13 protein-coding genes and 1 pseudogene are annotated in these 13,500 nt (G+C 59.5%); 9 read left to right on the top strand and 5 right to left on the bottom strand.

Annotated elements, in window-relative coordinates:
* Nucleotides 1–154: 154 nt before the first annotated feature.
* The 3 genes from FHX08_RS28265 to FHX08_RS28255 form a co-directional block, all read right to left on the bottom strand.
* Complete coding sequence (locus FHX08_RS28265; protein ID WP_132657078.1) at nucleotides 155–1,111, bottom strand: 2-hydroxyacid dehydrogenase; 957 nt, start codon at nucleotides 1,109–1,111, stop codon at nucleotides 155–157.
* A gap of 24 nt (nucleotides 1,112–1,135) precedes the next feature.
* The gene (locus FHX08_RS28260) at nucleotides 1,136–2,158 is read right to left on the bottom strand and encodes a LacI family DNA-binding transcriptional regulator (protein ID WP_132657079.1); all 1,023 of its coding nucleotides are present in this window, start codon (nucleotides 2,156–2,158) and stop codon (nucleotides 1,136–1,138) included.
* A 119-nt stretch (nucleotides 2,159–2,277) separates the two neighbouring features.
* The gene (locus tag FHX08_RS28255) at nucleotides 2,278–2,787 is read right to left on the bottom strand and encodes a MarR family winged helix-turn-helix transcriptional regulator (RefSeq protein ID WP_132657080.1); all 510 of its coding nucleotides are present in this window, start codon (nucleotides 2,785–2,787) and stop codon (nucleotides 2,278–2,280) included.
* Nucleotides 2,788–2,871: 84 nt separating this feature from the next.
* Here FHX08_RS28255 and FHX08_RS28250 point away from each other — a divergent pair, with 84 nt between their 5' ends.
* The 6 genes and pseudogenes from FHX08_RS28250 (at nucleotide 2,872) to FHX08_RS28225 (ending at nucleotide 8,398) form a co-directional block, all read left to right on the top strand.
* Nucleotides 2,872–3,663 carry a creatininase family protein gene (locus FHX08_RS28250; protein WP_132657081.1) on the top strand — a complete coding sequence of 264 codons (792 nt, stop codon included), beginning with the start codon at nucleotides 2,872–2,874 and terminating at the stop codon, nucleotides 3,661–3,663.
* A gap of 144 nt (nucleotides 3,664–3,807) precedes the next feature.
* Entirely contained in the window at nucleotides 3,808–4,884 is a 1,077-nt protein-coding gene (locus tag FHX08_RS28245; protein WP_132657082.1) for a CobW family GTP-binding protein, read from the top strand.
* Nucleotides 4,884–5,876, top strand: a complete 993-nt coding sequence (locus tag FHX08_RS28240) for a WD40 repeat domain-containing protein (RefSeq protein ID WP_132657083.1) — start codon at nucleotides 4,884–4,886, stop codon at nucleotides 5,874–5,876. Before FHX08_RS28245 ends, FHX08_RS28240 begins: the two co-directional genes overlap by 1 nt.
* Before the next feature lie 55 nt (nucleotides 5,877–5,931).
* A pseudogene (locus FHX08_RS28235) lies at nucleotides 5,932–6,362 on the top strand (N-acetyltransferase family protein).
* Between the two features lie 40 nt (nucleotides 6,363–6,402).
* Nucleotides 6,403–7,215: a serine O-acetyltransferase gene (gene cysE, locus FHX08_RS28230; RefSeq protein ID WP_132657085.1), complete on the top strand. Its 813-nt coding sequence runs from the start codon at nucleotides 6,403–6,405 to the stop codon at nucleotides 7,213–7,215.
* Between the two features lie 217 nt (nucleotides 7,216–7,432).
* Nucleotides 7,433–8,398, top strand: coding sequence for an NAD-dependent epimerase/dehydratase family protein (locus FHX08_RS28225; protein ID WP_132657086.1), 966 nt, complete (start codon nucleotides 7,433–7,435; stop codon nucleotides 8,396–8,398).
* A gap of 56 nt (nucleotides 8,399–8,454) precedes the next feature.
* Here the strand turns inward: FHX08_RS28225 and FHX08_RS28220 are convergent, their stop codons facing one another.
* Nucleotides 8,455–9,045 (bottom strand): GNAT family N-acetyltransferase, encoded by a 591-nt coding sequence (locus tag FHX08_RS28220; protein WP_132657087.1) that lies wholly within the window; start codon nucleotides 9,043–9,045, stop codon nucleotides 8,455–8,457.
* A gap of 94 nt (nucleotides 9,046–9,139) precedes the next feature.
* A complete protein-coding gene (odc2, locus tag FHX08_RS28215; protein ID WP_132657088.1) occupies nucleotides 9,140–10,273 on the bottom strand; it encodes an ornithine/lysine decarboxylase in 1,134 nt (377 codons plus the stop codon).
* A 528-nt stretch (nucleotides 10,274–10,801) separates the two neighbouring features.
* On the opposite strand from odc2, the gene FHX08_RS28210 reads away from it, so the two are divergent.
* The 3 genes from FHX08_RS28210 to FHX08_RS28200 all read left to right on the top strand — a co-directional run bounded on the left by FHX08_RS28210 (nucleotide 10,802) and on the right by FHX08_RS28200 (nucleotide 13,499).
* Nucleotides 10,802–11,695 (top strand): LysR family transcriptional regulator, encoded by an 894-nt coding sequence (locus FHX08_RS28210; RefSeq protein ID WP_132657089.1) that lies wholly within the window; start codon nucleotides 10,802–10,804, stop codon nucleotides 11,693–11,695.
* Nucleotides 11,696–11,793: 98 nt separating this feature from the next.
* Nucleotides 11,794–12,435, top strand: a complete 642-nt coding sequence (locus FHX08_RS28205) for a DUF1007 family protein (protein ID WP_132657090.1) — start codon at nucleotides 11,794–11,796, stop codon at nucleotides 12,433–12,435.
* The gene (locus FHX08_RS28200; RefSeq protein ID WP_132657091.1) at nucleotides 12,429–13,499 is read left to right on the top strand and encodes a nickel/cobalt transporter; all 1,071 of its coding nucleotides are present in this window, start codon (nucleotides 12,429–12,431) and stop codon (nucleotides 13,497–13,499) included. Before FHX08_RS28205 ends, FHX08_RS28200 begins: the two co-directional genes overlap by 7 nt.
* Nucleotide 13,500 lies beyond the last annotated feature (1 nt).

Raw genomic sequence — 13,500 nt, 5'->3', positions numbered from 1 at the left:
CGATGACAACTACGGCCGCCAGAGATAGTGCGACCCGCGCTAACCATAGCCAATCCTTCCCAAGCGACCAAGTAGGGAAACAGGAAAAAGTCCAAAGGCAAAAAAGGAAAAAGCGAATACTGCCTCCGCCTTCGCGGAGGGATACTAGGAAGCCCTACATCTTGACGGGCGTTTCAGCCACCGGCGTCACAGGCTTGCCCTGTTCAAACCAGGTGATGAGGTTAGCGGCCACCAGATCCGCCATGGCATTACGCGTCGGAACTGAAGCCGAGGCCACATGCGGCAACAGGACCGTATTCGGCGCGGCCAACAATCCCGCCGGCACGTTCGGCTCGTCGTAAAAAACATCCAGGCCAGCAGCGCCAATCGTGCCCGCATTCAGCGCCGCAACCAGATCATCTTCATCCACCGTCCATCCACGGCCGACATTCACCAGGATACCATTGGGGCCTAGCGCGGCAAGAATCTCCGCATTGACAGTCTTATGCGTTTGCGGGGTCTTCGGCACGATCGCAATCAGCGTATCGACGGCCTCGGCAAGCCCCTTCAGCGTCGGCTGGTAATCATAAGGCGCATCGGTATGGCGAGAGCGGGTGTGATAGCTGATCTTCACCTTGAAAGGTTCCAGCCGTTTGGCAATCTCAAGGCCGATGCGTCCGAGCCCATAGAGGCCGACATGCCTGCCCTTCAGCGAAAAGCGCGTCAGCGGATAGGAAGCGCCCGGCTTCCAATTGCCATTCCGCAGCCAGTTTTCCGCCTTGGGAAATTCACGAATGGTGTTAAGGAGAAGCGCAATCGCCGTATCGGCGACCTCATCGTTCAGCACGTCGGGTGTATTGGTGACGATGATGCCTTTCGAGCCTGCGAGCTTCGCATCGATACCATCGTAACCCACGCCGAAACTGGCGACGATTTCGATGGAAGGCAATTGCGCGAACCAGCCAGCCGGGAAGGCTCCACTGACCGCCACGCCGCGAATGCGTTTCGCCGTCTCGGCATCGAGTTTGAGCGTCTCTTCGCGTTCGACGCTAATGACCTCGAAGCGATCCTTCAGCTGGGCGAGAACACGATCATGCATCTTCCCGGGAACGAGAACGGCAATACGGGACATGGCTTTTCCTCTTGGCTTCGGCGGTCAGATACGCGGCCGATAGGGACTGGTGGACTGGCGGATACGCATTTCCGGCTTGATGAGATGGATGCCATCAGGCTCATGACTGCCGGCAAGTCGGTCAAGTAGGGCACGGGCGGCAAGACGTCCAACCTCTGTCTGGCCGTTCCAGACGGTGGTCAGCGCCGGTGTGGCGATCGAGGCCTCTTCCAGATCGTCATAACCGGTAACCGAAATATCGCGGCCGGGCACAAGACCGGCGCGAGCAATGCCGTTCATCAAACCGATGGCGACCAAATCGTTCCAGCAGACGGCGGCCGTCGGCTTCTGCGGCAGGGAAAGGAAATGCACCGCCGCCTCGAATCCGCCCTGCTTCGAGCGCGGGCCGGGGATTCGCAAGTTCGGATCGACCTCGATGCCAGCTTTGCGCAGCGCATTCACATAGCCCTGATAGCGATCACGCCCGGTCGAGGTCTGGTCGGTGCCGCCGATCATGGCGATCGTGCGATGGCCAAGGCCGATCAGATGGTTGGTGGCGAGCGAGATGCCATAGCTATCGTCGCCGCGATAGGTCGGCACATCCTGACTATCCATCGAGCGGGCGACGAGGATAGCCGGCATACCGTTTTCTTCCGCGAGCTGAATATCCTCCGGCGGCGTGCCGATCGCCGGTGACATGATCACTCCGTCGCCGCCGAGCTGCAGCAGGGTCTCGATGAAGGTGCGCTGCTTTTCGACGGAATCGTAATGGTTGGAGAGAATGAAGGTATGGCGGCTGCGGTCGAGTTCGCTTTCGATCGCCTTCAGGATTTCCCCGTAGAACGGGTTCATGATGTCGTGGACGACAACACCGATAATGCCCGAGCGCGAGGTGCGAAGACTGGCGGCGCGGCGATTGTAGATGTATCCCAGCGCACGGGCCTGTTCCTTGATCTTCTCCCGCGTGTTGCCGGCTACAAGGGGACTGTCGCGTAAGGCCAGGGAAACGGTCGCCGTTGATATGCCGAGCGTTTCGGCAATCGTCGAAAGCTTGATCTTCTGCGCCACGTCTCCTCCTCCAGGCAACGCGTGAAGCCGGTAAAGGACTGCCGCAATGCCGCGACAGCCTTAAAAAATTTAATTAAAAGATTTAAGCGGCGCAGGCAATTCGCCTTTTGAGGAAATTTTCAATCTTCCTCATCTTCATCGACATGCATTGCCTCCGCTTGCAGATTGGCGTCGATCGCCTTGAGCAGACGCACCAGATTGCGGATTTCCTTTTCGGAGAAATCAATCGTCGCAAGCTTATCGCAGGAAGAGGCGGCAAGCTCGATCGCCTGCACGCTGCCGCGGCCAAGTTCAGTGAGATAAACCTTGGTGAGACGAGCATCCTCGGCATCGGGCTTGCGTTCCAGGAAACCTTGGGCCTCCATGCGGCCGATGGTGCGGGTCATGGTAGGGGCCTTGACACCGAGCTTTTGGGCAAGTCCGCCGGCCGTCATGCCATCGCTTTCGGCAAGCGAAAGAATGACCCCGTCCTGACCGGCATACAGGCCGCTTTCGAGCAGATTGCGCGACAGCACCGTGCGCATGGAACGGGCAGCCTGCGTCAAAGCCGGCGAAAGATCGGCAAGCGTATACTCGGTCTGATCCTTCTTTTTCTTGTGCTTCTTGCCGTCCTTATGCTTCTTGCCCATCGCCATCCCTTTGATCTTTAAGCACTGCCCAGGCTGCGTTATGACATTGCCCATGATCTCGTCATAAACAAGAGGCAACGCCCGATGTTGGTTCCGTCGTTCCGTTTCGAGGACAATGACCCCGCACTCTCTCCAGAGGCACGGCGGCGCTGGATTGCGGTCCTGCCACTCGGCGCACATGAACAGCACGGCCCGCATCTGCCCTTCGAAACCGACGCTCTGATCGCGCAGGGTATCGTCAACAGGCTGAAAACCGCCCTGCCGGCCGGTTTGCCTGTTACCGTACTCCCTGTCGAATCGGTCGGCTACTCCTTAGAGCACATGGATGTTAAAGGAACGAAGACGCTCCCTTTTGATACAGCTGTAAAACGCTGGCTAAGCATCGCAGAAGAGCTTTCGGCACTCGGCATCCGTAAGTTCGTGATGCTGAACGCCCATGGCGGCAACTCACCGCTGATGACTATTGTCGCAACAGAAGCGCGCGTGCGCCTCAACATGCTCGCCGTCGCCACCAGCTGGACACGCTTCGGCGTGCCGGAGGGCGCGATCTCGTCTGAAGAAAAGGCGATCGATATCCACGGCGGTGATATCGAAACCTCCGTCATGCTCGCTCTTTATCCGGAGAGAGTGGATATGACGAAGGCGGCCGCCTTTCCTTCCAGCCAGACGGAGTTCGCTCAACGCTTCAAGCACCTGCGTGCCTATGGCCCGCATGCCTTCGGCTGGAAGATGTCGGATCTGAACCCGCAAGGCGTCGCAGGCAATGCTGCAAAGGCGACGGCCGAAAAGGGCGAGGCGCTGATAACTCATGCCGTGAGCGGACTGGTGGAGCTCCTGCAGGATATCGATGCCTTCAACGCCGAAACGCTGCGTTGACCAACCCGACTTTGCGCATCGGGCAATGTGATCTTATAACATATAAAACCCTTTGAACTACAGCTTTCAAGCGCCTATATGAAACCGACCCATTCAGGCCCCGGACTTGCCCTCGGGGTCAAGGCCCTATTCCTAGAGGTTCTCATGACCGACGCGATCCAGACACAGCAGAAGCCCATTCCCGTTACCGTGCTCACCGGTTATCTTGGTGCGGGCAAGACGACGCTTCTCAACCGCATTCTTTCCGAAAACCACGGCAAGAAATATGCAGTCATCGTCAACGAGTTCGGCGAGATCGGCATCGACAACGACCTGATCGTCGAATCTGACGAAGAAATCTACGAAATGAACAATGGCTGTGTATGCTGCACGGTCCGCGGCGACCTGATCCGTGTCGTCGAAGGCCTGATGCGCCGCCCCGGCCGCTTTGACGGCATCATCGTCGAAACCACCGGCCTTGCCGATCCGGTTCCGGTTGCCCAGACCTTCTTCATGGATGACGACGTCCGCGCCAAGACCGAACTCGACGCCGTGGTCGCGCTTGTCGACGCCAAGCACCTGCCGCTTCGCCTGAAGGACAGCCGCGAAGCCGAAGACCAGATCGCCTTTGCCGATGTGGTCATCATCAACAAGACCGACCTCGTCACGCCGGAAGAACTTGATCAGATCGAGGATATCGTACGCGCCATCAATCCGGCCGCCCGCGTCTACAAGACCAGCCGTTCGGGTGTCGATCTCGCCCGCGTTCTGGATCAGGGCGCCTTCAATCTCGAGCGCGCGCTGGAAAACGATCCGCACTTCCTCGACCACGACCATGACGATCATGTCTGCGGTCCGGATTGCGATCACGACCACCATCATCACGATCATGACCACGACCATCATCACCACCACCACGGTGAGATGTCTGCCATCCATGACGTGACGGTCCAGTCTGTCTCACTGCGCGGCGGCGAGATGAACCCGGAACGCTTCTTCCCCTGGATCCAGCGCATCACCCAGACACAGGGCCCGAACATCCTGCGGCTCAAGGGCATCATCGCCTTTAAGGACGATGCAGAGCGTTATGTCGTCCAAGGTGTGCACATGATCATCGAAGGCGACCATCAGCGGCCCTGGAAGGATGGCGAAAAGCACGAGACCCGTCTCGTCTTCATCGGCCGCGATCTCGACCGCGCAAAGTTGGAAGAATCCTTCAAGGCGTGTGAGGCTGCCGCCTGATGCCAACAGTTGCACCGCTTGATCTCGACGGCCACGTTCTGGCCGTCGAATTTTTAGGTGATGTCCCCTTCTTCGCGAATGCCAGCGGTACCTTTCACCGGCTCGAAGGCAGCGACAAGGTCATCGAAGCCCATCAGGGCATGCTGACGGCGATCCGCGATCCCTACAGCGAAAGCCTGATCTCGGGCGGCGAGGATGGCAAGGTCCTGCGCATCGGTGCTGACGGCAAGGTCAGCGAAATCGCGTCGGCGCCGCGCAAATGGATTTCGCAGGTTGCGGCCGGCCCTCAGGGCGCCGTCGCCTATTCCTACGGCAAGAGCACGCTGGTGCGCCTCGCCGATGGCACGACCAAGGAATTCCCGGAAGAGCGGACGGTCGAAGGCATTGCCTTTGCACCGAAGGGCCTGCGCATCGCGGCTGCCCGCTATAACGGCGTATCTCTGCACTGGGTCGGCACGAGCGCCAAGCCGATCGATTTCGAATGGAAGGGAGCCCATACCGGTGTGACCTTCTCGCCCGACGGCAACTTCCTCGTCACCTCCATGCAGGAAAACGCGCTGCACGGCTGGAAGCTCGACGTCAAATCGGGCACCGAATCCCGCCACATGCGCATGACTGGCTATCCGGCCAAGGTGAAATCACTCTCCTGGTCCGCCAAGGGCAAATGGCTCGCCTCCTCGGGTGCGCCGGCCGCCATCGTCTGGCCCTTCCAGGGCAAGGATGGTCCGATGGGCAAGGCGCCGCTGGAACTCGGCACCCGTGCCAATATCATGGCGACCGCTGTGAAATTCCACCCCGCCGAGGATATCCTCGCCATCGGCTTCATCGACGGCATGATCCTCGCCGTCCGTCTTGCTGACAGCAAGGAAGCATTGCTGCGCCGACCCGGCAAGGGCGCCATCACGGGTATGAGCTGGAGCAAGAACGGCAAGCTGCTCGCCTTCGCCTCCGAAGCCGGCGATTGCGGCGTGGTGGATATCGCGGCAGACTGATTTCGTCGCAGTCGAAATCGCGCCTCTGGACAGCGGATATGCGTATCAGGCGGCCATGGTGCGGCGTAGCGCGCTATGGCACGCTCTGCCCCATCTTCGCGATGTGCATACGCCCGAGGAAGATGAGGTCCACTGGCGAACCCATCTGCTGGCGGAATACACGGTTCTCGGCGCTTTCGTCGACGGCGCGCTCGCTGGCGTTATTGCCTACCGAAATGGCTGGATCGAGCAGCTTTATGTTCTGCCTGACGTACAGGGTATGGGAATCGGCACAAGGCTTCTCTCCCTGGCGACAAACGACATGGAAGACATCCGTCTCTGGACCTTCCAGCGTAATTGCCGCGCCCGCGCTTTTTACGAAGCGCGTGGCTTCTCACCGTTGAGGAAACTGATGGCAGCGGCAATGAGGAAGGAGAGCCCGACATACTCTACCATTGGCGTCGCCCGCCGGAACCAGTGTATAGTGCCGATCCACACCGTCGCTGAACATTGCCTGCGCGCAGATCACAAGAACAAGGATCCGAGAATGCACGTTTCGAATAAGGCCGCTGCCACAGAGTTGGGCGCCTTCGTGTCCGTCTGGTCGGCAATCCGCGCCGAAGCGACCGATCTTGCGACGCGGGAGCCGACGCTGCGGACTTTGCTCGAAACGCAGATCATCGGCCCAGAAAGCGACGCTGACATCGTCGCGCATGTGATTTCCGCACGCCTCGCAATGGCGAAGGTCGATGCCGAAGACCTCTTCCGGCTGTTTCGCGGCATATTGCTTGATCATGCCGACATCCGCGCCGCTATCGAAGCCGATCTTCTGGCCGTCCGCGAACGTGACCCCGCCTGCACCACCTATCTGCATGCACTGCTGAACCTCAAGGGCTTTCACGCTCTGCAGACGCATCGCATTGCCCATGCCCTCTGGACTGACGGCCGCTTCGAGATCGCCAGCTGGCTTTCCAACCTCGCCTCGTTGGTCTTCGGCCCGGATATCCACCCGGCGGCAAGGATCGGTTCCTCGATCATGCTGGATCATGGCTCCGGCATCGTGATTGGAGAAACAGCGATCATCGAGGACGAAGTCTCGATCCTGCAGAATGTCACGCTCGGCGGCACGGGCAAGGAAACCGGAGACCGCCACCCGAAGATCCGGCACGGCGTGATGATCGGTGCTGGAGCAAAGATCCTTGGCAACATCGAGATCGGCGCTTTCAGCAAGATCGCGGCCGGTAGCGTCGTGCTGAAGCCGGTGCCAGCCCATTGCACGGTTGCCGGCGTTCCGGCTGTGGTCGTTCGCATTCATCGCAATGATGAAATCCCGGCCGAAACCATGGATCAGAATATCTGACAACAGCAAACGGCTTGGCTCAATCAGCCTGCTGGTTTTTCGCCGGCGCCTCGGCGCGGCTGGGGCCTTTGTGCTTCCGACGATAAACTGCTTTGACAAAGAGCCCATCCTGCCTGGATGTGAAATCTTGCAATCCGCGCCTTGGCTACTTGCAGGCTCGCAAAGCCGCACGACATACTGCGCGTGACAGCACATAGGCGCATCTGGAGGAAACCGCATGGCCCGCGTCATCGTCATCGGAGCAACAGGACATGTCGGCACCTACCTTGTGCCGCGCTTGGTCGAGGCAGGTCATGAAGTGGTGGCGATCAGTCGCGGCGCGGCCACGCCATATAAGCCAGACGACGCGTGGAACCGCGTCGATATCAGGCACATGGATCGCGCTGCACTCGAGTTGGAAGGCCGCTTCGGCCATGAGATCCGCGCGCTGAAAGGCGAGATCGTCATCGACATGATCTGCTTCACGCCGGAAAGCAACGAACAGCTCGTGACCGCACTCGAAGGACACGTCGATCATTTTCTTCACACCGGCACGATCTGGACGCATGGTTTTTCCACCGTCGTGCCCACTCCCGAGGAGGCGCCAAAGAAGCCTTTCGGCGATTACGGCATCAAGAAAGCGGCAATCGAGGCTTATTTGCTGCGGATGGCGCAGGAGAAAAACTTTCCCGCGACCCTTATCCATCCCGGCCACATCGTCGGTCCGGGCTGGAACCCGCTGAATCCGGCGGGCCATTTTAATCCCGATGTCTTCACGACGCTGGCGCGCTGCGGAACGCTGACCCTGCCGAATTTCGGCATGGAGACCGTACACCACGTCCATGCTGATGACATTGCCGAACTCTTCATGGCCGCCATTGCAAAGCCGCAGGCTTCCGTCGGCGAGGCTTTCCACGCTGTTTCGGAAAAAGCGGTCACGCTGCGAGGCTATGCTGAGGCGATGGCCGTCTGGTTCGGTCAGGAGGCGAAGCTAGAGTTCCTGCCATACGAGGCCTGGGCGGAAAAACAGAGTCCGGAAGAGGCAAAAGCCACTTGGGAGCACATTGCCCGCAGTCCCAACTGCTCGATGGAAAAAGCCCGCCGGCTGCTTGGCTTCACGCCACGGCACAGCTCGTTACAGGCCGTACAGGAAGCCGTCCGCTGGCTGATCGACAATGGGCGGATCGATGCAAAGGCTCCGTAAGCCACAGAGGTAGAGACAAAAAAGCCCCTCCCGAAGGTTGGGAGGGGCTTTGCCGGTCAGGCCGCCTTCCGGACCGGCGCGCCAGCCAGCATGCGTCCCGAAGGGACGATCATGCCGGCGGCGCCGCCAAGCCAGCCCTCGACGAGCTCCAGCGCAAGGAAGCGCGAGCGTTCGAATGGGCCGGGCATGACAAGGTGACGAGCCTTTTCGGCAGTAAAGCCGAAACGCTCGTAATATTCTGCATCGCCAACGAGCAGGACAGCACCGTGGCCACGGTTCTTTGCTTCGAGCAGGGCCGCACGCATGAGCGCTGAGCCGATGCCCTTACCGCCATGCTTGCCGTCAACGGCGAGCGGGCCGAGCAGAAGCGCATCGAGGGCCGTGCCTTCCTGGTTGATGCCTGCTTCGACATTCCACAGGCGCACCGTGCCGATCACACGACCGTCACGATCACGCGCGACCAGCGCCAGACCATCCGCCGGCACACGATTGCGGCGGATCATCTCCGACGACTTCTTGCGGCGATCCGGCCCCATGACGCGGTCGAGCAAGGTCTCGCGAGCGACGACGTCGGACGGATTTTCCACGTCGATGGTGAAAGTGACAGGCGCAAAGAATGCGCGGACAGAATCAAGAACAGCGGCCATTTTGGCCTCCCGCACTCAAAACCGTTTCAGACGGTGACTTCGAGATATTGTGAAATTGCCGCCCCGGCTGGTTACGGGGCTGGCGAGAGCGACCTTAGATGACGTAGGCCTTCAGCGGCTCAAAGCCGTTGAAAGCGACCGCCGAGTAGGTCGTCGTGTAGGCGCCTGTGCCTTCGATCAGAACTTCGTCGCCGATCGTGAGAGAAACCGGCAGCGGATAAAGGTTCTTTTCGTACAGCACATCGGCCGAATCGCAGGTCGGGCCGGCGATCACACAGGGCTCCATCTCGTCGCCGTCACGCTCGGTGCGGATCGGGTAACGGATAGCCTCGTCCATGGTTTCGGCGAGACCGCCGAACTTGCCGATGTCGAGGAAGACCCAGCGGGCGTCGTCATTGTCCGACTTCTTGGAAATCAGTACGACTTCAGCCTTGATGACGCCCGCATTGCCAACCATGCCGCGACCCGGTTCGATGATCGTCTGTGGGATCTGGTTGCCGAAATGCGTACGCAGCGCCTGGTAGATCGACTTGCCGTAAGCTTCCGCGGACGGGACGTCGCGCAGGTACTTGGTGGGGAAGCCGCCGCCCATGTTGACCATCTGCAGGTGGATGCCCTGCTTGGCAAGCTGGACGAAAACGCGCTTGGCATCGGCAAGGGCGGAATCCCAGGCATCGACCTTGGTCATCTGCGAGCCGACGTGGAACGAAACGCCATAGGACTGCAGGCCGAGCTGATGAGCATAGACGAGAACGTCGACGGCCATCTGCGGAACGCAGCCGAACTTGCGCGACAGCGGCCATTCAGCACCTTCGCCATCGGTCAGGACGCGGCAGAAAACACGGGCGCCCGGAGCTGCACGGGAAATCTTCTCGACTTCCTCGTGGCTGTCGACTGCGAAGAGGCTGACGCCGAGCGCATGGGCGCGGGCGATATCCCGTTCCTTCTTGATCGTGTTGCCGTAGGAAATGCGGGCTGCAGTCGCACCGGCTTCGAGCGCCATTTCGATTTCAGCGACGGACGCGCAGTCGAAATTGGAGCCAAGGCTGGCGAGCAGCTTCAGGACTTCCGGGGCCGGGTTGGCCTTGACGGCATAGTAGATCGCGCTATCCGGCATCGCGTGACGGAAAGCGTGGAAGTTATCGCGCACGACATCGAGATCCACGACGAGGCAGGGACCGTCGGGACGGCGGGCGGCAAGAAAGTCGCGGATACGCTGTGTGGTCATGTCAATAACCCTCTTCTCAGTTCCAAAGCTCCGGGACGCCCGGAGGACAAAGGGCAAGCAACCGCCCGCAGAGGAACCAGCCGGTGGAGACCCCGGTACCTTGCAAGCGCCTGATGCGCGAATAGTAAACCAACGCCACAGAGTGGCATGGGTTCGGCTTTGTCTGCCTTGGATTGGAGGGAAAGTCCCGCCGCACTTCCGGCAATGAAGGTGTGCCTCTTCAGTAACCCCGGCTGTTGGAAAGCCGGCAGACACCAGAAAGGCCCGCACCGTCGTTGCTTCAAGATGTCCTCGCATTTCCCGGTTGGCCGGAATAGCGACTGGAGCGGTTAGTTCCAGGTACCTTACCGATGACCTCACCTAATCGAGGGTCGGCGGACACCCACAGGCACGTGCGACTTTGGGCAGCCCGTGAAATAAGTATATTCGCCTTCACAATCAAGGGAAATTTTATGCCCCAACTCAAAAAAATAATTGAACGACCGAGGGCAATTTGTTCAATCTCTTTCAACAGATTTGAGGATCGCCATGGACACCTTGACCCGCATACGCGCCTTCATCGATGTCGTTGAAGCAGAAGGTTTTTCCGCTGCAGCTCGACGCACCGGACGCTCCAAGGCGCTGCTGTCGAAATATGTGCGCGAATTGGAGGACGAACTCGGCGCGCTGCTGCTCAATCGCACCACCCGGCAGTTCTCCATGACCGAAGCCGGACACACCTATTATCGCACCGCTTCCGATATCCTAAAGGAGATCGACAACCTCGCCGACCTCGTGCGTGAGAACAATGCGCAACTGAAAGGTCGGCTGAGGGTTTCCGTGCCCCGCACCTTCGTCGATGCCGATGTCGGCCAATCACTGATCGATTTCGCCAAGGAGAACCCCGACCTCTCGCTGGAGATCGCCGCCGACGATCGCTTCGTCGATCTGATCGAGGAGGGCTTCGACGTTGCGATTCGCGTGACCAAGCTTGAGGATTCCGGTCTGATCGCCCGCAAGATCTCAGACTTCCGCGTGCATATCTGCGCCACACCGGAATTCCTGGAGCGATATCCCGATATCGAGCACCCGAGCGATATTTCCAACGTCCCCTTCATCGTCGACACCAATTCGCGCAGCCAGGCAAGTATCCGCTTCTACAATCCCGACAGCACTTCCTTTGCGGTCGCCGTTTCCGGCCCGATGGAAGTCAACAGCCCGCATGCAACCTTGCGCGCCGCGCTGTCGGGAATCGGTATTGCCCTGATTCCCGATTTCATCGCCCGCAAGCCGATCGAGGATGGCAGGCTGGTGACGTTGTTCAACGATTATATTCCGACCGACCGCGGCATCTATGCCGTTTATCCGCACCGGCGCTATCTGCCGGCAAAGGTCCGGATTTTCGTGGACTACCTCCACAACTGGTTCAAGAAACATCCCTGAAGCGGGCGGAATGCGTGCCCAAGCGTCGCAGGGGCGGTCCCAATTCCGTCCCATTTTCCGGTGAGAAATCACCCAACCGAACAGGGCAGCGGGTAAGCATGAAACGATCGATACTTCTGACGGCCGGGCTTCTTTCGCTGGCCCCCGCCACCGCCTTCGCCCATCCGCATATCTTCGTGGAAGCCCGGCTGGAGGTTATCGCCGCCCCCGACGGCAGCATTCAGGAATTGCGCAATGTCTGGCGCTTCGACGAGGTTTTCTCTTCTTCCGTCGTCATGGATTTCGACAAGAACACCGATCTGAAACTCGAGCCGAACGAGCTCGCCGAAGTTGGCAGTACAGTCAGGGATTCGCTCGCGGATTACGATTACTACATGAACCTGACGATCAACGGGAAGAGCATCACCGTTCAAAAGCCGGAGATCATCCATGTCGACTATAAGGATGGACAGCTTCTGATGTTCTTTGCCGTCAAGCCGGTCGAAAAGATGCCGCTGAAGGGCAAGCTGACTTTCGGCGTCTACGATCCGACGCTCTATACCTCGATCGACTTCCCGACCGACAACGAGCTTGCCATGGTCGGCGATGGCTTCCGGGCTTGCAAGCACGCTGTCGTGCGCCCGGATGCGGATGAGGTGATCTCGGAAAACAAGCAATCGCTGACCGACGCCTTCTTCAACGACCCGACCGGCACCAATATGTCAAAACTCTTTGCCACGCGGCTGGAGATCACATGCTGACGAAACGTCTGCCTCTTGCCCTGCTCGCGCTCGCTGTCATGGCCGTCACTGCCTACGCGCAATCGCCGCTCGGCATCGGCACGGCGGAGCCGAGCTTTCAGCCGACCGGCGGGCCGTTCGCACCTCTCTTCCTCTACGTGAACTACGAGCAGCAAGCCTTCTATCGTGCGCTGACCGGCGCGCTGAAGGATATGCGTCAGGATCCCTGGCAGCTTTCCTCGCTGATCGGTCTTTCCTTTGCCTATGGTATCTTCCATGCCGCCGGTCCCGGCCACGGCAAAGCCGTCATTTCTTCCTATATGATCGCCAATGAGGTCGAGCTTCGACGCGGCGTGGTGATCTCCTTCATCTCAGCCTTCGTGCAGGGTGTTATGGCGGTGGTGCTCGTTGGCGGTGCTTGGCTTGTACTGCGCGGCACGGGTATCACGCTGACTATGGCGACGCATGCCATGGAAATCGGTAGCTTCGTTATGGTGATCCTCTTTGGCGGATGGCTGCTTTTCCGTAAGCTGCGTTCCATAGCCGGCAGCCGGCCGCGCCGGCAGCTGATGGCGACGCCAGCCGGCCCCGTCAGCATGATGTTGGACTGGAAGGACAATGCTGCCGAACGCCGGAGCGTCAATTTCAGCTTCAACGGCAAGGCCCAGGCCGTCGAACCCAGCCATACCTTCATACCGGGTATGGTCTGCGAAACCTGTGGAAACGCCCACGTACCCGATCCCTCGCTGGTCAGCGGCGACAGGTTCAGCGTGCGAGAAGCGTGGTCGGCAGTCATTGCCGTCGGCCTGCGCCCCTGTTCCGGCGCATTGCTGGTCATGACCTTCTCATTGCTGAACGGGCTTTATCTCGGCGGCGTGCTCTCTGTCGTCGCCATGTCGCTCGGCACTGCGATCACGGTTGCGATTCTCGCCACGCTTGCGGTCACAGCCAAGAGCACCGCAGTGCGTCTCTCCGGTCGCGGTTCATCGGCCTCGGTCTGGATCGGCAATGCGATCGAGATATTAGGCGCAATTCTCGTGATTCTGATGGGTGTATTGCTGCTTGGAGCCTCCCTGCAGGGGTAGG

The sequence above is a fragment of the Rhizobium sp. BK529 genome, assembly GCF_014194105.1.
GTDB lineage: Bacteria > Pseudomonadota > Alphaproteobacteria > Rhizobiales > Rhizobiaceae > Rhizobium.
The sequence above is the reverse complement of the archived record's forward strand: the minus strand, read 5'-3'. Positions and strand labels throughout refer to the sequence as shown.